This window comes from Stenotrophomonas sp. GD03794, from assembly GCF_029842145.1.
In the GTDB taxonomy this organism is placed as follows: Bacteria; Pseudomonadota; Gammaproteobacteria; order Xanthomonadales; family Xanthomonadaceae; genus Stenotrophomonas; species Stenotrophomonas riyadhensis.
Genome location: NZ_JAOCFV010000036.1, coordinates 1 through 20,727, shown reverse-complemented (window position 1 = coordinate 20,727; position 20,727 = coordinate 1). Strand labels below are relative to the sequence as shown.

Below are 20,727 nucleotides of genomic sequence, written 5' to 3'. Positions count from 1 at the left end.
CCGTGGCCATCGCCCGTCCGTGCCGGCCGCACACGCGGCCGTTCGCCCGTGAGCTGGAAGCCTGCTGATGTCTGAAACCCATCCGTCCGCCGAAACCACCGCGCCGGAGGCCGGCGGCACCACCGTCGACCAGGCCGTCGCCCAGGGCGGTGCCTACGAAGTCCTGCGCCGCCGCCTGGCCGAGCAGGGCCAGCGCCTGCAGGGCCTGGCCGAAACGCTCAACCGCCAGCGCCTGGCCGAATTCGGCGACAGCCGGTTGGAAGTGGCTGGGCGCTTCCGCATCCGCAGCGAGAACAACTGCGTCGGCCGCGACATCGTGCAGGTGGGTCCTGACCGCCTGCTGTTCGGCTACAACGTGTTCATCGGGCTGAAGACCCAGACCCGCATCGAGGACGTATTCGGCCTGTACCGGCTGGTGCAGGGCAGCGATGGCTACGACGTGGCCGCGCTGGAGCTGAAGGGCAGCTTCCTCGACCAGCCCGGCTTCGTGCACGACTTCAACGAGCTGTACGCCTACTACAAGCACGCACGCCTGCTGCAGCTGATCGTGGTGGGCGACAAGCTGCTGGCCTCGTTCCAGATCGGTGAACGCAGCAGCGATGTGCGCGTGTTCCGTTGGGCACTCTCGCGCGATGGCGAACTGACCTATCTGGATGCGCGCGGCGAGCGTGACATCGCGCTGCCGCCGCCGTTCGACTTCGAATGGACCAAGGCCACCCGCGACCTGGCAGTCAATGGTCGCCATTCGCACCTGAACATCCTCGACACCCTGTTCGTGGAGACTACCGGCGGCGATCTCACCATCAAGGTCGAGAACAACACCGAGACCGGGCAGGGCATCTACAGCGAACCGGTGGAGGACAGCACGCAGTCGCTGGACGACGCCCAGTTCGAATTCGCCCGGGTGGGCTCGCTGGTGTTGCTGAAGGTGCTGCCGTACCGCGAGACGGAGTGGCGGGGCCTGATCTACAACACGCTGACCGGCGGCATCGTGCGCAACGATGCGATCGTGCAGGCCTGCGTGCAGCTGCCTGAGGACCACGGCGTGATCTTCCCGGGCGGCTACTACCTGCAGGGAGGCGAGCACAAGGCGTTCGACGCCTCGATGGCCGGCATGCAGTTCAAGCGCAGCATCCGCTCGCCCAATGGCGAGGATGTGCTGTACATCTTCTACGAGCGCGAGGGTGGGCGCTCGGCGCTGTTCGTCTACAACACCATCCAGCGCGTGCTGCAGAACCCGGTGTTCGGCCATGGCTACGCCTTCCTGCAGGACGGGCGCATGGTGCTGTTCCATGCCGAAGGCAACGAACCGACCCGCATCCACCCGATGCAGGTCTGGCAGACTCCGTTCAGCAGTGACGAGTTTGCTGCCAGCCGACCGCCCGGCAACACCTTCATGGGCCGCATCGGCAACGCCGAGCTGGTGCGCGGCATTTCCAACCTGTTCAACCTGGCGCGCGAGATCGATGGCCAGGACGTGTCGGTGCAGCGCTACCAGCGCCTGGTGGCCGACACCCGGCGCCTGTTCGATGCCCACCACTGGCTGGGCGACGCGGCCTGCGATGGTGCAGAGGCGCTGCTGCGGCAGATCAGCGCCACCGGCGAATCGGTGCTGGACGAATACGAAAAGGTGCAGTCGATCCGCCAGCAGTCGGCGCAGGCGATGGTCGAGGCCGAGGCCGCGCACAAAGCCCTGCTGGGCCGCCTGCAGCCGCAGAACTGGAACGAGGTGCAGGCCTTCGTCGAGGCCCTCAACGCAATCACCGCATTGCGTGGACGCCTGCTGACCATCCGCGAGCTGCGCTACATCGACACCGCACGCATCGAGACGATGACGGCCGAACTGGTGGAGGCCCAGGATCGCGTCGGTGCCGCCACGGGTGACTTCCTCGCTGGCGATGCCGCGCTGGCGCCGCTGACCGCGCGCCTGCAGGCGCTGGATGACGCGGCCCAGCAGGCACAGAGTGCCCGCCAGCTGGACGAGCAGCTGGAAGGATTGCGTGGCATGGCGGCCGACCTGGACATGCTGTCCGAGCTGATGGCCGGCCTGAAGGTGGACGATGCCACCGCCCGTACCCGCGTGGTCGAGTCGATCTCAGTGCTGTACGGGCGTCTCAACCAGGCGCGTGCGCGCGCCGATCAGCGCCGCAGATCGCTCGGTTCGGCCGAAGCCGTGGCCCAGTTCGCCGCACAGTTCGCGCTGTTCTCACAGTCGATCACCAGCGCGCTGGCCCTGGCTGCCGATCCGGAGCGCGCCGACGAGCAGCTGTCGCGCCTGCTGGTGCAGCTGGAAGAGCTGGAGAGCCAGTTCGGCGAACATGAGCAGTTCCTCGGTGACATCCTGAGCAAGCGCGAGGAACTGGTCGAAGCCTTCGAGACGCACAAGCAGGCGTTGCTGGATGACCGCCAGCGCAAGGCGCGCTCGGTGCTGGATGCGGCCAACCGCATTCTCGATGGCCTGGCCAAGCGCACCGAGCGCTTCGCTACCGCCGATGAGCTCAACGCATTCTTCGCTGGCGATCCACTGATCCTCAAGCTGCGTGAGCTGGCCGAGCGCCTGCGCGCATTGCATGACAACGTCAAGGCCGACGACATCGAGGCGCGGCTGAAGGGCGTGCGGGACCAGGCGGTGCGCCAGCTGCGCGACCGCAGTGATCTGTACGAAGCCGGCGGCAACGTGGTGCGGCTTGGACCGCGCCACCGCTTCAGCGTCAACACCCAGGCGCTGGACCTGACCCTGCTGCCGCGTGGTGACACGCTGGCGATCCACCTGACCGGCACGGACTTCCTTGAGACCCTGCACGATCCGGAGCTGGATGCGCTGAAGCCGTTCTGGCCAGTCACCCTGGACTCGGAATCGCCCACGCTGTATCGCGGCGAGTATCTGGCCGGCAGCTTGCTGATGGCCGCGCAGGAGGGCCGCGACGGCCTTGACCTGGCCACGCTGCAGCACGACGTCGCCACGCCCGAAGCGCTGGACCAGCGCGTGCGTGCGTTCGCCGCACCGCGCTACCGCGAAGGCTACGAGCGCGGCATCCATGACCACGATGCCGCGCTGATCCTGCGCGCACTGTTGCCGCTGCAGCAGGCCGCGGGCAGCCTGCGCCACCTGCCGCAGGTGCGTGCGCTGGCACTGCTGTTCTGGGCGGCCGAGCAGCGTCGTGAGGCGGTGGCACAATGGCCAGCGCGGCAGGCCGGCGCCGAGGCACTGGCGCGATTGTTCGGATCCGACGAGGGACGCCAGGCCTTGCGTGCGGAGATGGCCGTAGCGCTGTCGGCCTATGCGCAGTCCCATGCCCTGCCTTTCGATGCCGATGCCGCAGAGGCTGCGGCGGCTTATCTGGGTGAAGAGCTGGCGGCGGGCGAGCCGGTGTTCAGCAGCAGCCGCCATGCGCTGGTCCTGCTGGAGGCACTGTCGCAACAGCTGGAGCAGGCAGGGCAGCGTGAAGCGGTCGAGCGTGCCCTGCAGCGCAGCCAGGATCCGCTGGCCACGCGCTGGGCACTGGCCAGGCAATGGCTGCGTGCACTTGCGGGAACGCCGGCGTACGCCATGCATGCCGGCTATGTCGATGAAGCGGCGGCACTGCTCCTGGTGCAGCGCCAGCTGCGCACCCGTGCCAGCGACGCTGCGTTGCGGGTGGAGGTCAATGGCCTGCTCGGCGAGCATGCGCGCATCGGCAATGGCACGCTTGCGTTGTCACTGGACGATTTCCTGGCACGCCTGCAGCAGCACCTGCGTCACTTCGTGCCGGCATTCCATGCCTATCAGGCGTTGCGCCAGAGCATCATCGGCCGCGAGCGCGAGACCCTGCGGCTTTCCGAGTTCAAGGCGCGGCCGCTGTCTTCGTTCGTGCGCAACAAGCTGATCAACGACGTCTACCTGGGCGTGATCGGTGACAACCTGGCCAAGCAGATGGGCACGGTGGGCGAGAACAAGCGCAGCGACCTGATGGGCCTGCTGATGATGATTTCGCCCCCGGGCTACGGCAAGACCACGCTGATGGAATACGTGGCGCACCGCCTGGGCCTGGTCTTCATGAAGATCAACGGTCCGGCGCTGGGTCATGAGGTGCGCTCGCTGGACCCGGCCCAGGCACCGGACGCAACCTCGCGGCAGGAGCTGGAGAAGCTCAATCTGGCATTGGAGATGGGCAACAACACCATGCTGTATGTCGACGACATCCAGCACACCCATCCCGAGTTCCTGCAGAAGTTCATTTCGCTGTGCGATGGCACCCGCCGCATCGAAGGCGTGTGGCGCGGCCGTACCCGCACCTACGACATGCGTGGCAAGAAGTTCTGTGTGGTGATGGCCGGCAACCCGTATACCGAGTCCGGCGAGGTGTTCAAGATTCCCGACATGCTGGCCAACCGTGCCGACATCTACAACCTCGGCGACGTACTCGGTGGCATGGAAGCCGCTTTCACGCTCAGTTACATCGAGAACAGCCTGACCTCCAACCCGGTGCTGGCGCCGCTGGCCACGCGTGACATGGCCGATCTGTATGTACTGGTCGAGCGCGCGATGGGCAAGGAGGTCTCGACCAATGGCCTCAGCCATGCCTACAGCAGCGCGGAGATCAACGAGATCACTGCCACCCTGCAGCGCATGCTGCGCGTGCGCGACGTGGTCTACCGGGTCAACCAGCAGTACATCGCCAGTGCCGCGCAGGATGATCGCTACCGCACCGAACCGCCGTTCCGCCTGCAGGGCAGCTACCGCAACATGAACAAGCTGGCCGAGAAGATCTCGCCGGTGATGAACGAGGAGGAGCTGCAGCAGCTGATCTCCGACCACTACCTGGGCGAGGCACAGCTGCTCACCACCGGTGCCGAGGAGAACCTGTTGAAGCTGGCCGAACTGCGCGGCGTACTGGATGACACGCAGGCGCAGCGCTGGGCGCAGATCAAGCGCGATTTCCTGCGCAACAAGGCGATGGGTGCCGACGACAGCGATGTCGGTGGGCGTGTAGTGGCGCAGCTGGCTGACATCGCCAGCGCGTTGCAGTTGCCCCCGGCCGCACCGGAAGTGACTGCCGTTGCAGATCCGGCACCGTGGCCGGCATTGCTGGATGCCTTGCAGCGTCTTTCCGAAGCGCGGCCGGTGCCCGCGGCACCGATGCCGGTCGTTGCTGCACCCAGCAGCCCGGCCACACTGCTGGCCGAGGACCTGCAGGCCGGCCTTGCGCCGTTGGTGGAACTGCTGGCGGCATCGCAGGCGCAGCAGGTACAAGTGTCGCAGACCCTGGCCGCGTTCGCCGGTTGGGCGCGCCAGCAGGTCGAGCGCGGCGGACCTGGCAGTGCGGTGCCGCAGCGCGCGCGGGTGCGCCGCGCCACGACGCCGGAAGAGCGTGCGCTGGATGAAGCCCTGATGCGCCACTTCTACGGCGAGTCGTTGCCGCCGGATGACAACGAAGACGTCGCCACGCTGACACCGCAGCCGCAGCCGCAGCCGCCGCCGCTGCTGTGACCATGCAGGCGCCACTGCCGTCACCGATGCTGCCGGACACCGCCGAGGTGGCCGTGCTGGCCGATTACGGTGCACCGCTGCTGCAGGCGCTGGCGCGCTGCGAGACCGCGTTGCCACCGGGTGCGGGTGAGGGCCTGGTGGCGGCACTGGCACGCATCGCGCTGGCCCTGCAGGCCGACAACCCGACGCGTATCCGGCAACAGGAGAGCTGGTGGGGGCGCCTGCTGGGGCGTGATGTCGATCGCGAGGCGGAAGGGCGTGCGCTGCAGTCGCAGCTGGGCGTGCTGGCCCTGCGGGCACGCGAGCAGGCACAGCACCTGCAGCAGCACGTGCAGCTGCGGGCCATGGCCATCGCCGAACATTCAGCGGCGGCCACGGCGCTGGACGCCTGGGCCGAGCTGGCGACGTCGCGGCTGACGCAGCTGGATGCCGCCGGCCAGGCCGCGCTGTCACAACGGCGGGATCACCTGCGACGGCTGGCGACGCTGCGTCGTCTGGAAGCCGGTCAATGGCAGCTGCTGCAGGACCAGGACGACGTGCTGCTGCAACGCTTCGCGCGCATCCATGATGTCCTGCTGCCGGCCTGGCGACAGGCCGCATTGGCCGACCAGGCCGCCGCGGGCGCTGCATTGGCCGGCAAGGCTGCCACGCTGCACGCCCAGATCGATGACGAGGTTGCGGCCGCTCAGGCTAGACTGCGCTGAATCGGCCGCCGCCGCTTACCCATTGCAAGGAGATCGCCCGATGATCCAGGACAGTCAGAGCCCCGGCACGCTGGTGCCCGCCAACACCGCCGTTTCCACGCTCGACGAAGGCACGCTGAAGGCACTTGGCCTGGCCCACGAGGATCTGCCGCGCATCGCCGAGATCCGCCGTGAACTGGATGACCTGCGCCCCAGCAGCCTGCAGGTGTTCGGTCGCGATGCCGCCAGCCGCACGGCTGCGTTCTCGAGCCAGCTGCTGGACCAGGTGCGCAACCGCGACCTGGACGCCAGCGGCGAAAAGCTGGGTGAAGTAGTGCGCATTGCACGCAGCCTCAAGCTCGATGGGGTCGCGCAGCGGTCCAGGGTGCCGCTGATTGGTGGCCTGATCGATCGCCTGCGCGCCTCCAAGGGTGAGCTGGTGCAGAAATTCAGCGACACCAATGCGCAGATCGAACAGCTGCTGGGAGACGTCGGCGCGCAGCAGGTACTGATGGGCAAGCGTGTGGGTGAGTTCGACCGCATGCATGACATCGTCCGCGAAGAACGCCATGCGCTCGGCCTGTACGCCGCCGCCGGCAAGCAGCGCCTGGCCGAACTGCAGGCCGAACAGCTGGCCGGGCAGGGCAGTGAGGATCCGCAGCAGCGCATCCGCCAGAGCGATGTGGACAACGCGATCCGCCTGATCGAAAAGCGCGTGTCCGACCTGCAGCTGATGCAGCACGCCGCCGATCAGTCGCTGCCGATGATCCGCCTGATCCAGGCCAACGCGCTGCAGCTGATCGAGAAGTTCAACACGGTGCGCGAGATCACCATCCCGTCGTGGAAGCGCCAGTTCGCCATCCAGCTTTCGCTCGGCGAGCAGAAGGCCGCGGTCGAGCTGTCCACCGCCATCGACGATGCCACCAACGAGCTGATGCGCCGCAATGCCGACCTGCTGCGCCAGGCGTCGGTGGATACCGCACGCAGCAACCAGCGCGGCGTGATCGACGTGGCCACGCTGCGCCACGTGCACGACCAGTTGATCGCCACGGTCGAGGAAGTGCGCAGCATCCATCGCGAAGGCATGCAGCAGCGGCAGCAGGCGGAGGTGGAACTGTCGCGCCTGCGCGAGGACCTGCAGCAGCGGCTGGCCACCCCGACCGCCAGCTGAAAAAAGGGGACGGAGGGGATTAAGTCGTTTGTGCCACCTGCGACTTAATCCCCTCCGTCCCCTTTTTGTTGTCAGCGGAGTTGCTGGCCCAGCCAGTCGGCCAGCGCCTCCACGCGCGCATCGGCCTGTCCTTCTGGCCGCGCCAGCACCCAGAACCCGCCCGTGGGGGCAAATCCCCACGGCGCGACCAGTCGCCCGGCGGCCAGGTCTTCGGCCACCAGTGGCTCCGGTGCGATCGCCGGGCCCAACCCGGCCACCGCCGCCTCCAACAGGTAGTACAGATGCTCGAAGGCGGTGCCCAGCTGCAGCTTCGACGGATCCAGGTCGTGCGCTTGCGCCCACGCGGGCCACGCCTGTGGCCGAGAGCTGGTGTACAGCAGTGTTTCCGGCAGCAGTGCCGTGGGCGGTGCCTGCCGCAGGCGCTGCGCCGCCGGATGCGAGGGGGCCACCACGACGCCAACCCGCTCCGGTGCCAGTTCGCGTACCTGCCAGCCACGGGGCCATGGCCCCTGCGCCAGCAGCAGCACCGCATCCAGTGCGGCCTGCGCTTCGGTGAAACTGCCATCCAGCGCCGACCACTGCAGGCGCACGCCTGGCAGGGCGGCCTGCAGTGCAGGCAGACGCGGGATCATCCAGCGCGCCAGCACGCTGCCACTGCACCCCAGCACCAGCGCCTGCGCTGCCGCCGGCCGTCGCAGTTCACGCACGCAGTCCTCGATGCCGCTGAAGGCCTCGCTGCACGCTGCCTGCAGGCGCGTGCCCGCAGCGGTCAGGCGCAGCCCGCGCCCGGCACGCTGGAACAAGGCCATGCCCAGATGATCTTCCAGCAGCTTCAGCTGCCGGCTGACCGCGCCGTGGGTGACGTGCAGGTCCTGCGCGGCGCGGCCGACGCCGCCAAGACGGGCGGTGGCCTCGAACGCCCGCAGGGCATTGAGCGGCGGAAGCAGGGAGCGGCTCATGTGAGATTTCCTGACGATATGCGCCAGATAATATCCATTTTCCGGTCACGACCCGTGCGCTAGAGTATCCACCTGTCTGAACCACCGGTCGTATCCATGTCTGCCTCCCCCATTGCCGACTACCACGCCTTCCCGGATCCCCGGGGCCACTTCGGTCGCTACGGCGGCAGCTTCGTTGCCGAAACCCTGGTCGGCCCGCTGCAGGAACTGGCCCAGGCCTATGACCAGGCCCGTCAGGACCCGGCATTCCAGGCCGCCTACGACCGTGACCTGGCTCACTACGTGGGCCGGCCGAGCCCGATCTATCACGCCCAGCGCCTGAGCGATCATGTCGGCGGTGCGCAGATCCTGCTCAAGCGCGAGGACCTGAACCACACCGGCGCGCACAAGATCAACAACACCATCGGCCAGGCGCTGCTGGCCGCGCGGATGGGCAAGAAGCGCATCATCGCCGAGACCGGTGCCGGCCAGCACGGCGTGGCCAGTGCCACCGTTGCCGCGCGGCTGGGCCTGGAATGCGTGGTGTACATGGGCGCCACCGACATCGAGCGGCAGAAGATCAACGTCTACCGCATGAAGCTGCTGGGCGCGACGGTGGTGCCGGTCACCTCCGGCTCGGCCACCCTGAAGGACGCGCTCAACGAAGCGATGCGCGACTGGGTGACCAACGTGCAGGACACCTTCTACATCATCGGTACGGTCGCCGGTCCGGATCCCTATCCGCGCATGGTGCGCGACTTCAACGCCATCGTCGGCCGCGAGGCGCGCGAGCAGATGCTGGCCGAGTACGGTCGCCTGCCCGATGCGATTACTGCCTGCGTCGGCGGCGGCAGCAATGCCATCGGCCTGTTCCATGCCTTCCTCAACGATCGCCAGGTCGAGATCGTCGGTGCCGAAGCCGCCGGTGATGGCATCAGCACCGGGCGCCACGCTGCATCGATCGCGGCGGGTCGGCCGGGCGTGCTGCATGGCAACCGCACCTATGTGCTGTGCGACGACGACGGCCAGATCATCGAGACCCACTCGGTATCAGCCGGCCTGGACTATCCGGGTGTCGGCCCGGAGCACGCGTTCCTGGCCGATACCGGCCGCGCACGCTACCTCGGCATCACCGACGAGGAAGCGCTGCAGGCCTTCCACCTGCTGGCGCATACCGAGGGCATCCTGCCGGCACTGGAATCCAGCCATGCGCTGGCACAGGCGATCAAGCTGGCGCGTGAGCGACCGCGTGACCAGATCGTGCTGTGCAATCTGTCCGGCCGTGGCGACAAGGACGTGCACACCATCGCTGCGCGCGAAGGGCTGGTGCTGTGAGCGCGCGGCTGCGGAACAGCGGGGTGCTGCTGCTGGCGCTTGGGTTGGCCGCGTGCCAGCCGCCGGAGCCACCGGTGCTGGCGCCGGCCGCCAAGGCCACCACGCAGCCGGCGCAGCAGCTAGCCGCCAATGATGCCCTCGACCCGATGGCGCGCACGCCGATCGACGATCCGCCGTCTGTGGAAGCCAGTAATGGCGACAACGCACCCGCCGTCGCCTCGGTTGCACTGGACCATGCCGGCGAGGTGCTGGTCGGCCAGCACATGAGTGACCTGAACGCCCTGGGGCCCTGGAAGGCGCAGGGCGCGAAGGAATTCTTCGAAGGCGACTGCGAGTACTACGACGGCAAGGGGCTGCCGCCGGGCGTGTCGATGATGACCGACGACGATCGCGTGGTCCGTTTTGATCTGAAGCCGGGCGACGAGCCGGAGCTGCCGGTTGAACAGCCGGGACCGTTCGGCCTGCGCATCGGCATGACCCGTGCCCAGGCCGTGGCCCAGTTCCCGAAGCCGCCGGTGTCCAGCCCCCATGCCTACGACGGTGACCAGGGCGAGTACCTCACCTGGCAGGACCCGGGTTCGGACCTGGGCATCCGCCTGGAACTGTTTGAAGGGAAGGTCACCCGGATGTACTGGGGGACCAGCGATGCGATTGAACTGATTGAAGGATGTGCCTGAGATGCCTGTATCCCGACTCGATGCCTGTTTCCAGCGCCTGCGCGAGCAGCAGCGCAAGGCGCTGATTCCCTTCGTCACGGCGGGTGATCCGTCGCTGGAAGCGACCGTGCCGGTCATGCACGCACTGGTGGACGCCGGCGCCGACGTGATCGAACTGGGCGTGCCGTTCTCCGACCCGATGGCCGATGGCCCGACCATCCAGCGCAGCTCCGAGCGCGCGCTGGCGCGGGGGGCCGGCAGCCGCTATGTGCTGCAGGCCGTGGCGCAGTTCCGCGAGCGCGATGCGCAGACCCCGGTGGTGCTGATGGGCTACCTGAACCCGGTGGAGATCCACGGCTACGCGGCCTTCGCCAAGGCCGCCGTGGACGCCGGCGTGGACGGTGTGCTGCTGGTCGACCTGCCGCCGGAAGAAGCGGGCGAGGCCCTGCAGGCGTTCGACGCAGCCGGCCTGGCGCTGGTCCTGCTGGCGTCGCCGACCACCAGCGAGGCGCGTGCCGACAAGCTGCTGACGCTGGCCCGTGGCTATCTCTATTACGTCAGCTTTGCCGGTGTCACCGGCGCGTCCGAGCGCCTGGACAGCGATGCCGCCAGTGCCCGCCTGCAGGCATTGCGCGTGCGCGCGTCGGTGCCGGTGGTGGCGGGCTTCGGCATCAAGGATGCCGACAGTGCTGCGGCCATGGCCCGCCAGGCCGACGGCGTGGTGGTGGGCAGCGCGCTGGTGGCGGCGTTGGCCGAAGCGGGCTCGGCGGAAGAGGCCGCGCAGCGCGCCCGGGCCTTCCTCGCCCCGCTGCGGCAGGCGCTGGATGCCTGAGGGGGAGTGCCGGCCGCTGGCCGGCACACGCCTGGGCCGCGTGTGCGACAAGGGTTGCCGGCCAGCGGCTGGCACTTCCCCGCACCTAAACGTACGTCCCAGCATGGTTTTTTCCAGCTGCCCCGTGGCCGGCAAGGGGGTGCACGGGCGGGGAAAGCGGAGCTAGACTGTCCGCCTTTGCGGCCCCTGGGCCGCCCTGAACGGAAGTGTCCTCCCGCATGAGTTGGCTCAGCAAGTTGATGCCGTCCGGCATCCGCACCGACAACACCCCCAGCAAGAAGCGCAGTGTCCCCGAGGGCCTGTGGGAAAAGTGCAGCAACTGCGGCAGCGCGTTGTACCGTCCGGAACTGGAAGAGAACCTGGAAGTCTGCCCGAAGTGCGGCCATCACATGGCGATCCGCGCGCGCGCACGCCTGGCCGCCCTGTTCGACGCCGACAGCACCACCGAAATCGGTGCGCGGCTGGGCCCGACCGACCTGCTCAAGTTCAAGGACCAGAAGAAGTACAGCGAGCGCATCAAGATCGCGCAGAAGAACACCGGCGAGTATGACGCGCTGATCGCCATGCGTGGCCTGCTCAAGGGCCGCGCGCTGGTCGCCTCGTCGTTCGACTTCGCCTTCATGGGCGGGTCGATGGGCTCGGTGGTGGGGGAGCGCTTCTCGCTCGCTGCCGAAACCGCAGTCGAGATCGGTGCGCCCTACGTGTGCTTCTCGCAGAGCGGTGGCGCACGCATGCAGGAAGGCCTGTTCTCGCTGATGCAGATGGCCAAGACCTCGGCCGCGCTGGGCAAGCTGCGTGAAGCCGGCCTGCCGTACATCTCGGTGCTGACCCATCCGACCACCGGTGGCGTGTCGGCCTCGTTCGCAATGCTGGGCGACATCAACATCGCCGAGCCGCAGGCGCTGATCGGCTTCGCCGGCCCGCGCGTGATCGAGCAGACCGTCCGCGAGAAGCTGCCGGAAGGCTTCCAGCGCTCGGAATTCCTGCTGGAGCACGGTGCCATCGACCAGATCTGCGACCGCCGTGAAATGCGCGACCGCCTGTCCGATCTGCTGGCAATGCTGGGCCGTCAGCCGGCGCCGGAGGTGGCTTGATGGGAGGCCGCAAGTACTTCGGTACTGATGGCATCCGTGGGCGGGTCGGCCAGGGCGTGATCTCGGCCGACTTCGTGCTGCGCCTGGGCAATGCCCTGGGCCGTGTCCTGGTCGCCCAGCGCGGCCAGGACGGGCGCCGGCCGATCGTGGTGATCGGCAAGGACACCCGCATTTCCGGCTACATGTTCGAAGCGGCACTGGAAGCCGGCCTGGTCGCCGCCGGCGCCGACGTACAGCTGCTGGGGCCGATGCCGACCCCGGCGGTGGCGTTCCTGACCCGCACACTGGGCGTGGATGCCGGCATCGTCATCAGCGCTTCGCACAATCCGCATTACGACAACGGCATCAAGTTCTTTTCCGCCCAGGGCGAGAAGCTCGACGATGCCACCGAGTTGGCCCTGGAAGCGGCGCTCGACGTTCCGTTCACCACTGCCGAATCGGAAAAGCTGGGCAAGGCGTCGCGTGCGCGCGAAGCGGTCGGCCGCTACATCGAGTTCTGCAAGGCCAGCGTGCCGCGCGCATTTGATCTGCGTGGCGTGCGCCTGGTGCTGGACTGCGCGCACGGCGCCACCTACCAGATCGCACCACTGCTGTTCCGCGAACTGGGCGCCGAGGTGATCGGCATTGGTGCCGAGCCCAACGGCGTCAACATCAACGCCGGCGTGGGTTCCACCCATATCGACAACCTGGCGGCCAAGGTCCGCGAAACCCGTGCCGATCTCGGCATCGCCTTCGATGGTGATGGCGACCGTGTGCTGATGGCCGATGACCAGGGCAATCCGGTCGACGGCGATGACCTGCTGTACATACTGGCTCGCGCCTGGAAGGACGAAGGCCGCTTGCGCGGCCCGGTGGTCGGCACGCTGATGAGCAACTACGGTGTGGAGAAGGCATTTGCCGACCTGCAGATTCCGTTCGTGCGCAGCAATGTCGGCGATCGCTACGTGCACCAGGCGCTGATCGAAGGCGGCGGCGTGCTCGGCGGCGAAGCCTCCGGCCACCTGCTGTGCCTGGACCGGGCCACCACCGGTGACGGCATCGTCAGCGCGCTGCAGGTACTGGTGGCGCTGCGCAACAGCGGGCAGACCCTGCGCCAGGCACTCAAGGGGCTGATGCGGGTGCCGCAGAAGACGGTCAACGTGCGGCTGGGCAATGTCTCGGCCAAGGCCACGGTGCAGGCCGACAGCGTGCAGGCCGCGCTGGCCGTCGCGCAGCAATCGGTGGCGGGTCGTGGTCGTGCGTTCCTGCGCCCGTCCGGTACCGAGCCTGTGGTGCGGGTTACGGTCGAGGCCGATGACGCAGCGCTGATGCAGGACACGCTGGACCGCCTGTCCGCTGCGGTGCGCGACGCCGCGGCCTGAGGCTGGCGACGGTACAACCTGGCACCCCGACATGGCCGCTTCTGCGGCCATGTCGCTTTCCAGCACCACTGGCTGAACCGATCGCGACCTGCGATCACGTTCAGCTGCTGCTGTGCGCTTTGTGACGCGCTTTGAACGATGCGCGGCGTATCCCCGGCATCAGGATCCCTGCATCGACGCACGCCATGCGCAGGTGGGGACCCGGTCGGAGCGGACCACGCTCCATCCTTCTTCCTTCGTTGCAAGGACCATGACCATGAACACCTCACTGCGCTACAGCCGCCGCCTGCTGGCAGGTGCGCTGCTGGTGCTGCCGCTGCTGGGCGGTGTCTCCATTGCCAGCGCAGAACGCCGGCCCGAAGGAGGGCCGCACATGTCCGCGCCACGCGACGAGCCCCTGCGGGCGCCGTGGGGCTACCCGCGGATGGAGCGCCCGCGCGAACTGGGTAATGCGCGCCCAGCGTTCCGCGAAGACTACCGGCACAATTTCCGTGCCGACCATGCCTTCCGCATCGGCCCCTATCATCCGCCGGTCGGCTACGCCTACCAGCGTTGGCACTACGGACAGATCCTGCCGCGCCCCTACTGGGTCGGCGACTATATCCTCAACGATTTCTGGCTGTTCGGCCTGGACATGCCGCCGATGGGCTTTGAATGGGTGCGCTATGGGCCCGATGCACTGCTGATAAACACGGGCAACGGCGAGATCGTGCAGGTCGTCTACGGGCGATTCTTCTGACCGATGGAACCAGCCTGCGTCATGGCGCAGGCAGGTGCGGTGTATCGCTCACGGGCGTGACGGTGGCGCTTGGGTCGGCATTTCCCGCTGCCACTTCCAGGTGTCGCGACACATGTCGGCCAGCGTGTGCCGGGCCTTCCAGCCCAGCTCGCGCAGCGCCAGCGAGGCGTCGGCGAAGCTGACCGCGATGTCGCCATTGCGTCGCGGGACGATGCGGAACGGAATCCGTGTCCCGGTGACCTGCTCGAACGCCTGGATCAGCTCCAGCACGCTGTGGCCCTGGCCGGTGCCGAGGTTGAGCGTGATGCTGCGCCGTTGATCGCGCAGGAACTGCAGGGCCAGCACATGGGCATTGGCTACATCCTGCACATGGATGTAGTCGCGTACGCCGGTGCCGTCATGGGTCGGATAGTCATCACCGAAGACCTGGACTTCCGGCAGCAGTCCGGCGGCAACCTGCGCGATGTAGGGCATCAGGTTGCTCGGTGTCCCCTGCGGCAGCTCGCCGATCAATGCCGTGCCATGCGCGCCGACGGGATTGAAGTAGCGCAGCGTCGCCACATGCAGGTCCTGGCCCGTGGCGATCAGGTCTGCAAGCAGCTGTTCCACTACCAGCTTGGTACGGCCATAGGGCGTCATCGCACAGGTTGAAGCGGACTCGGCCACCGGGCAGTGCTCCTGGTTGCCGTACACGGTGGCGGAGGAGCTGAAGACCAGCAGCGTCACCCCGGCATCCTGCATCGCGCCGAGCAGGGCGATCGTGCCGCTGATGTTGCTGTCGAAGTACTGCAGGGGCACCTTCTGCGATTCGCCCACGGATTTGAGCGCCGCGAAGTGCAGCACGGCATCGATCGCATGCTGCTGCATCAGGGCGGTCATGCGCGGTCGATCACGGATGTCAGCCTGCACGAACACCGGCGCCGTGCCGGTGATCCGCCCGATGCGCTCGACGACACCGGCGTCGCTGTTGCACAGCGAGTCCACGATGACGACATCGTGCCCCTGCTGCTGCAGCTCGACGCATGCATGCGAGCCGATATAGCCAGCGCCGCCGGTCACCAGTACGTTCATTGCCTTCACTGTTCCTTCGAATCCATTCAAGAATCGGGTGCTGCCCGATCGCCGGGACCGGTGCATTCGCGCCGTTTACGGGCCCGGCACCATCTTCTTCTGCCGGGCCTTGAAGCCGTTGAAGATCGGTGCGATCAGCGGGTTGTAGCTCCAGGCGATGCGTTTGCGAAGCCAGCTGGCCGGGCGGTTGCGGATCGCGAAGCGGTAGATGCGCTCCGGATCTCCACCGACCACGTTGCGGCCGAACGGATGGGTGGTATGCAGGTAGCGGAAACCCTGTTCGCGCGCCACTTCGATGTAGTCATCGTCGAAGTCGCCATAGGGCCAGCACAGCGTGTCGGAGACTTCGCCGAGCTTCTCCAGCAGCGTCTGCCTGGCCATCGCCAGGTCACCGCTGATGCCTTCGCGGCGCTGTGCACGATCCAGGTCGTCACGCTTCAGCCAGCGGGTGTGGCTGTGGGTGTGGCAGTGGACCTCGAACGTGCCCGCTTCGATCGCCGCGCGCGCTTCGCTCCAGCGCATCATCACTTCGTCGCTGCGGCCCTGCTTGTAGATCAGGTCTTCGCAGGCACGGTGTTCCGGCGTAACCGGCAGCTCCGCGCCTTCGATGCCGGCGTGCGGGCGTACCGGTCCTTCGTGCATCCAGCCGGTGACCACGAACACCACCGCATGCATGCCGTACTTCTGCAGGATCGGATGGGCGTAGACCCAGTTGTCCAGGTAGCCGTCATCGAACGTGATCACGATCGACTTGCGCGGTACCGGCTTGCCGGCAAGGAAGTCGGCGTACTGGTCCAGCGTCAGCGATGTCCAGCCGGTACGTGCGAGCCAGGCGATCTGGCTCTCGAAGTTCTCAGGGGAGACGGTGATCATGCCCGGAGAGTTGCTGACATGGTGGTGCATCAGCACCGGTACGGTTCTGGCATTAGCCATGACCCAGCTCCTTCAACCATTGGAGGTAGTAATTTTCGGTGGCCTCGCCATGGCCGGCCGCGCTGAACCGCGCAGTGCTGCGGATCCAGTCCCAACCGGCACGGCCCATCTGCCGCCGGCGTTCCGGATCGTCCACCAGCAGGCGCAACGCGCCGGTGAGGGCGGCGTCATCGCCCAGCCGGGTGAGGATGGCATTGCTGCCTTCCACCAGCATTTCAGGTACGCCACCAACGCGGTGCGAGACGATCGGCAGCGCCGCCTGCGCGGCTTCGAGGAAGACCGTGCCCGAAGCCTCCTTGTGGGTGGCCAGGGCGAAGATGTCGAAACCGGCCATCAGCCGGTGGGCGTCGCTGCGGAAGCCGAGCAGATGCACCTGGCGCTCCAGCCCGAGTTCGCCGCGCAGGGCCTGCAGGCGGCCCATCACCGGCTCGCCGTCGCCGACCACGGCCAGATGCAGGTCGGGGTTGGCCTTGCACAACGGCGCAATGGCATGCAGCAGTTCGGCATGGCCCTTGGGCTCGCGCAGCACGGCCACGCAGCCGACCACGATGTCGCGCTCGGCGAAACCGAGTTCGGCACGCACCTGGGCGCGGGTGTCCTGCAGGCGGGTCCACGCATCGGCCTGCCCGGAGGCGTTCCAGCGTGGTGGTGTCGCCATGGGGGGCACGATGCCGATGCGCTCCGCAGCGATGCCACGATCGACCAGCAGCTGCTTGACGAAGTCGCTGACGGTGATGATGCGGTGCGGCAAGCGGGTATAGGTGAGCAGCGAGTTGACCGGGCTCATCAGGTGGCGCGAGCGCACCACCAGCGGTGTACCGCCCAGGCGCGCGCCGGCGGCAGCGATCAGCGCGTCACGGCGGCTGGTGGTATTGACCACGTCATAGCGCTCGCGGCGCACCAGGCGCGATACCGACCAGATGCCGCGCAGCAGCCGTGCCAGGCCTCCCATGCGCAGGGTATGTACGGTGAAGCCATCATCGCGAGCCAGCTGGGCCAGGCGTGCATCGGGCTGGCACAGCAGCGACACCTCATGGCCACGCGCACGCATCACCTGCATGTGGCGGAAGATGTAGATCTCCTGGCCCCCCATGCCCCTGGCGGCTTCGGTGTGCAGGATGCGCAGTGCGCGTTTCATGGAAACCATCCTCTGTGGTCAGCGGTTGCGGAAGCGGGTCAACGCTTCCCATGCGGTACGGACGGCAGCGGCATCCGGGGCCTGCTGCGGCAGTGGGCGGTAGTGCAGGTCCAGCGAGGTCGCGTTGCCGAACTTGTCGAACACGTAGATGGCGTTGCCATGGCGGACGGCCCGTTGCGACCAGCTTTCCACCACCAGCGCGCGCTCGCCCGCAGGTTCGGCCAGCAGGTCCTGGCCAGTACTGAAATCGGTGAGCGTGTTCTCGCAGCCCAATGCGTGGCGCATCAGGGTCGGCACCCAGTCCTCGTGCGAGCTGATGCGCGTTTCATGTGCATTGCCCTTTCCGGGCCAGTGCAGCACGAACGGTACCTGCAGCTGGTAGTCGGAGAAGTTGCCGTTGTGGCCCCAGTAATTCAGTTTGAGGTCGTTGAATTCCTCGGCATGGTCGCCGGTGACCAGCACGATCGTGTCCTGGTCCAGGCCCTGCGCGCGAAGATCGTCCAGCAGCGTGCCGACCAGACTGTCGGCGTAGTGCACGGCCGTCCGATACTTGTTCAGTTCGGGGGTCGGGTCGTGGTCCGGGCCGAACTTCATGACGTCGATTTCCCTCGCCATCGGGGTCGCCAGCGGCGGGTAGCCGGGAGGCATGTGGTAGGGCGCGTGGGTGGAATCGAGGAAGACGAACCCGAACCACGGCGTGTGCGCGGCCTGGCTGGTCCGGATGTCCTTCCGCAGCGCGTCCACGATGCTGCGGTCGCGTCCTTCCGAACCCAGCTCGGAAGGCCCCTGGTGCAGCTGGTCGCGGACATCCGCGAACACAGTGCGGTCGAACTCTGGGCTGTACATCGGCGCACTGCCGTACAGATGCAGGTCGTAACCCTGCTGGCCCAGCACCTTGAACAACTGCGAGCCGCGCTGCTCGTCGAGCATGCTCTGCCAGTAGCCGCCCGGAAGGCCGTAGAGCAGGCCGAACAATCCGTAGCGGGTGGCATTGCCGGTGCTGAAGTGGCGGTCGTACACGCGCGCGTCCTGCGCCAGTGCCGAGGTGTTCGGCATGATCTGCGGGGTGAGGGCGTCGTGGCGCAGTGATTCCAGCACCACCATCAGCACATTCGGCCGGTGGGGATTCTGGCAGCGCAGTGGCTGCAGCGGGTACAACAGCTGCGCATGGCGTGGATCGGGCAGGCCGACCTGCTGCTCGCTGACCACGCCCAGCCTGCGCATGAAGCTCTTGGCAGTGATCGGCTGCACCCAGGGCAGGTAGTTCCACTGGGCGATCACGTCGCGGTCGCCGCGCGCATCGTAGTAGGCGGTGGCGACCTGGCCGCCGGCCATCAGCAGCACGACCGCCATCCAGGCCTGGAGTACCCGCCGCCGGCGCGGCGCGGCAGGCAGCAGCTTCCAGCAGGCCCAGGCGAGGATGCCTTCGGCAGTGAAGATCGCTGCGATCAGCAGGCCGACCTGCGCCCAGGTCTTCCACGACAGCGCCACCTGGTCCTGCAGCGCGCCGCCGAACACCATGTTCACCACCATGGCATTGAGGTGGAACCGATACAGAGTGAAAACCTTCGCATCAACCAGCAACAGGCATAGCCACAGGCCCTGCAGCAGCACGGCGCTGATGCTCAGCGGGCGCGCACTGCGTGGCCACAGGCCCAGCAGCAGCGGCAGCACGCCGGCCAGCGCGCCGAAGGCAAGCAGGTGGCCGGGCAGGGCGATCGCCAGATAGGCCAGCCCCAGGCTGCCGCCCGGGTTGTCGCGCAGCGGCACGTTGCCGAGGGTGATCATCATCGCCAGCAATGCATTGCCCATGACGAACAGGGACCACCATGCGAGCCGGCGCCAGCGGCGGGCGGGGCCTGCGTAGGAGGTGGCAGCGGGGGCAGGGGCTGTGGGCATGGTGCTGGCGGGTTGAGGCGGCGCGGGAGGGCGGCGCGCCGGCAACGTAATGGATTCGTTAAATGCGCGCGGGTCGCGCATTGTATCGGTTTGTTTCCTTGTATCGAGTCGCGTTCGCCGGGCGATCTGTCACAATGTTCAGGCGGGCCATGAATGCGCTGGCCCTCCAGACCCAACGACAAGCCAGGAACCGCTGTGAGCCAGATCCCCACCCTCGACATCACCCGTTTTGACAGCGACCGCGAGGCCTTCGTGGCCGAGCTGGGCGCGGCCTACCGCCAATGGGGATTCGCGGGCATCCGCAACCACGGCATCCCGCAGGCCGACATCGATGCGGCCTACGATGCCTTCAAGGCCTTCTTCGCCCTGCCGGAAGAGGTCAAGCGCAAGTACCACGTGGCCGGCAGCGGCGGCGCCCGTGGCTACACCCCGTTCGGCGTGGAGACCGCCAAGGGCTCCAAGCATTTCGACCTGAAGGAGTTCTGGCACATCGGCCGTGAAATCGCCGATGACTCGAAGTACCGTGACGTGATGGCGCCGAATCTGTGGCCGACCGAGGTCGAGGGCTTCCGTGAGCGCGGTTACGGCCTGTACCAGGCGCTGGACAACCTGGGGTCGCGCGTGCTGTCTGCGCTGGCCCTGCACATCGGCCTGCCGGAAGACTTCTTCGCCGACAAGACCAACTTCGGCAACTCGATCCTGCGCCCGATCCACTACCCGCCGATCACCACCGACGACATCCCGAACGTGCGCGCCGGCGCCCATGGCGACATCAATTTCATCACCCTGCTGGTCGGTGCCAGTGCCGCTGGCCTGGAAGTGCAGTCGCACGAGGGCGAATGGGTGCCGTTCACTTCGGACGCGGACACCATCGTGGTCAACATCGGCGACATGCTGCAGCGCCTGACCAACCACGTGTATCCGTCGACGATCCATCGCGTGGTCAATCCCCCGGGTGACCTGGCGCGCCAGCCGCGCTACTCGGTGCCGTTCTTCCTGCATCCGAACCCCGACTACCTGATCGACGTGCTGCCGTCCTGCATCACCCCGGAGAACCCGAGCCGGTACCCGGAGGCGATCACCGCCCACGGCTTCCTCGAGGAACGCCTGCGCGAGATCAAGCTGAAGTAATGAGTGAGAAGGCCGCCGAAAGGCGGCCTTTTTCTTTGCAGGGCTGCCGCCCTGCACCTGCAGAGGCCAAAGCCAAAGCCAAAGCGGCTCTGGGTTTCTGCTGGTTTGGCGGGGCGGTGTGGGCTGGCAGGACACGCCGTGAACCCGTCCCTGGGGGCTCGATGGCGCCATCCATGGCGCCAACGGTCCTGCCAACCCACACCGCCCCACCCCCGACAGTTTCCTGGTGACGGTGGGTAAATCGCGATTCCCGGTAGGTGTCGACCTTGGTCGACA

Annotated in this window: 15 protein-coding genes; 10 read left to right on the top strand and 5 right to left on the bottom strand. The window is 67.2% G+C overall.

The genetic code is table 11. From position 1 onward, the window contains the following. Positions 1 to 67 precede the first annotated feature (67 nt). Genes N5D91_RS16955 through N5D91_RS16945 form a run of 3 tightly spaced genes read left to right on the top strand, consistent with a single transcriptional unit; the run spans position 68 to position 7,324 of the window. A complete protein-coding gene (locus tag N5D91_RS16955; protein ID WP_180853741.1) occupies positions 68 to 5,470 on the top strand; it encodes a DNA repair ATPase in 5,403 nt (1,800 codons plus the stop codon). A gap of 2 nt (positions 5,471 to 5,472) precedes the next feature. After that, the gene (locus N5D91_RS16950) at positions 5,473 to 6,174 is read left to right on the top strand and encodes a hypothetical protein (protein WP_219629471.1); all 702 of its coding nucleotides are present in this window, start codon (positions 5,473 to 5,475) and stop codon (positions 6,172 to 6,174) included. A 40-nt stretch (positions 6,175 to 6,214) separates the two neighbouring features. Then, the gene (locus N5D91_RS16945) at positions 6,215 to 7,324 is read left to right on the top strand and encodes a toxic anion resistance protein (protein ID WP_110712999.1); all 1,110 of its coding nucleotides are present in this window, start codon (positions 6,215 to 6,217) and stop codon (positions 7,322 to 7,324) included. A 71-nt stretch (positions 7,325 to 7,395) separates the two neighbouring features. On the opposite strand, the gene N5D91_RS16940 is transcribed toward N5D91_RS16945, so the two are convergent. Further along, the gene (locus N5D91_RS16940) at positions 7,396 to 8,283 is read right to left on the bottom strand and encodes a LysR family transcriptional regulator (RefSeq protein WP_180853740.1); all 888 of its coding nucleotides are present in this window, start codon (positions 8,281 to 8,283) and stop codon (positions 7,396 to 7,398) included. 96 nt (positions 8,284 to 8,379) lie between these two features. On the opposite strand from N5D91_RS16940, the gene trpB reads away from it, so the two are divergent. The 6 genes from trpB (at position 8,380) to N5D91_RS16910 (ending at position 14,279) form a co-directional block, all read left to right on the top strand. Then, on the top strand, positions 8,380 to 9,597 hold the full coding sequence (gene trpB, locus N5D91_RS16935; RefSeq protein WP_180853739.1) for a tryptophan synthase subunit beta: 1,218 nt from the start codon (positions 8,380 to 8,382) through the stop codon (positions 9,595 to 9,597). Then, positions 9,594 to 10,274 (top strand): hypothetical protein, encoded by a 681-nt coding sequence (locus tag N5D91_RS16930; protein ID WP_164161529.1) that lies wholly within the window; start codon positions 9,594 to 9,596, stop codon positions 10,272 to 10,274. Before trpB ends, N5D91_RS16930 begins: the two co-directional genes overlap by 4 nt. A gap of 1 nt (position 10,275) precedes the next feature. Further along, positions 10,276 to 11,085, top strand: coding sequence for a tryptophan synthase subunit alpha (gene trpA, locus N5D91_RS16925; RefSeq protein ID WP_110712995.1), 810 nt, complete (start codon positions 10,276 to 10,278; stop codon positions 11,083 to 11,085). A gap of 218 nt (positions 11,086 to 11,303) precedes the next feature. After that, complete coding sequence (gene accD / locus N5D91_RS16920) at positions 11,304 to 12,179, top strand: acetyl-CoA carboxylase, carboxyltransferase subunit beta (protein WP_110712994.1); 876 nt, start codon at positions 11,304 to 11,306, stop codon at positions 12,177 to 12,179. Continuing rightward, a complete protein-coding gene (gene glmM / locus N5D91_RS16915) occupies positions 12,179 to 13,540 on the top strand; it encodes a phosphoglucosamine mutase (RefSeq protein WP_110712993.1) in 1,362 nt (453 codons plus the stop codon). The genes accD and glmM overlap by 1 nt, the downstream gene beginning before the upstream one ends. A gap of 256 nt (positions 13,541 to 13,796) precedes the next feature. Beyond that, positions 13,797 to 14,279 carry an RcnB family protein gene (locus N5D91_RS16910; protein ID WP_180853738.1) on the top strand — a complete coding sequence of 161 codons (483 nt, stop codon included), beginning with the start codon at positions 13,797 to 13,799 and terminating at the stop codon, positions 14,277 to 14,279. A 48-nt stretch (positions 14,280 to 14,327) separates the two neighbouring features. Here N5D91_RS16910 and galE read toward each other — a convergent pair whose 3' ends face one another. From galE to N5D91_RS16890, 4 genes are all read right to left on the bottom strand, one after another. Beyond that, on the bottom strand, positions 14,328 to 15,350 hold the full coding sequence (gene galE / locus N5D91_RS16905) for a UDP-glucose 4-epimerase GalE (RefSeq protein WP_180846264.1): 1,023 nt from the start codon (positions 15,348 to 15,350) through the stop codon (positions 14,328 to 14,330). Positions 15,351 to 15,425: 75 nt separating this feature from the next. Continuing rightward, complete coding sequence (locus N5D91_RS16900; protein WP_014037956.1) at positions 15,426 to 16,283, bottom strand: polysaccharide deacetylase family protein; 858 nt, start codon at positions 16,281 to 16,283, stop codon at positions 15,426 to 15,428. Beyond that, positions 16,276 to 17,421 carry a glycosyltransferase family 4 protein gene (locus N5D91_RS16895; RefSeq protein WP_110712990.1) on the bottom strand — a complete coding sequence of 382 codons (1,146 nt, stop codon included), beginning with the start codon at positions 17,419 to 17,421 and terminating at the stop codon, positions 16,276 to 16,278. The genes N5D91_RS16900 and N5D91_RS16895 overlap by 8 nt, the downstream gene beginning before the upstream one ends. Positions 17,422 to 17,439: 18 nt before the next feature. After that, positions 17,440 to 19,320, bottom strand: a complete 1,881-nt coding sequence (locus N5D91_RS16890) for a DUF3413 domain-containing protein (protein ID WP_180853737.1) — start codon at positions 19,318 to 19,320, stop codon at positions 17,440 to 17,442. 153 nt (positions 19,321 to 19,473) lie between these two features. On the opposite strand from N5D91_RS16890, the gene N5D91_RS16885 reads away from it, so the two are divergent. After that, on the top strand, positions 19,474 to 20,451 hold the full coding sequence (locus N5D91_RS16885; protein ID WP_110712988.1) for a 2-oxoglutarate and iron-dependent oxygenase domain-containing protein: 978 nt from the start codon (positions 19,474 to 19,476) through the stop codon (positions 20,449 to 20,451). Positions 20,452 to 20,727 lie beyond the last annotated feature (276 nt).

Bases quoted from the DNA above. Each gene is read 5' to 3' on its own strand.
- N5D91_RS16900 (WP_014037956.1), bottom strand. From the start codon at position 16,283: ATGGCTAATGCCAGAACCGTACCGGTGCTGATGCACCACCATGTCAGC.
- N5D91_RS16945 (WP_110712999.1), top strand. From the start codon at position 6,215: ATGATCCAGGACAGTCAGAGCCCCGGCACGCTGGTGCCCGCCAACACC.
- N5D91_RS16950 (WP_219629471.1), top strand. From the start codon at position 5,473: ATGCAGGCGCCACTGCCGTCACCGATGCTGCCGGACACCGCCGAGGTG.
- N5D91_RS16955 (WP_180853741.1), top strand. From the start codon at position 68: ATGTCTGAAACCCATCCGTCCGCCGAAACCACCGCGCCGGAGGCCGGC.
- N5D91_RS16910 (WP_180853738.1), top strand. From the start codon at position 13,797: ATGAACACCTCACTGCGCTACAGCCGCCGCCTGCTGGCAGGTGCGCTG.
- N5D91_RS16890 (WP_180853737.1), bottom strand. From the start codon at position 19,320: ATGCCCACAGCCCCTGCCCCCGCTGCCACCTCCTACGCAGGCCCCGCC.
- glmM (WP_110712993.1), top strand. From the start codon at position 12,179: ATGGGAGGCCGCAAGTACTTCGGTACTGATGGCATCCGTGGGCGGGTC.
- accD (WP_110712994.1), top strand. From the start codon at position 11,304: ATGAGTTGGCTCAGCAAGTTGATGCCGTCCGGCATCCGCACCGACAAC.
- trpA (WP_110712995.1), top strand. From the start codon at position 10,276: ATGCCTGTATCCCGACTCGATGCCTGTTTCCAGCGCCTGCGCGAGCAG.
- trpB (WP_180853739.1), top strand. From the start codon at position 8,380: ATGTCTGCCTCCCCCATTGCCGACTACCACGCCTTCCCGGATCCCCGG.
- galE (WP_180846264.1), bottom strand. From the start codon at position 15,350: ATGAACGTACTGGTGACCGGCGGCGCTGGCTATATCGGCTCGCATGCA.
- N5D91_RS16940 (WP_180853740.1), bottom strand. From the start codon at position 8,283: ATGAGCCGCTCCCTGCTTCCGCCGCTCAATGCCCTGCGGGCGTTCGAG.
- N5D91_RS16885 (WP_110712988.1), top strand. From the start codon at position 19,474: ATGCGCTGGCCCTCCAGACCCAACGACAAGCCAGGAACCGCTGTGAGC.
- N5D91_RS16895 (WP_110712990.1), bottom strand. From the start codon at position 17,421: ATGAAACGCGCACTGCGCATCCTGCACACCGAAGCCGCCAGGGGCATG.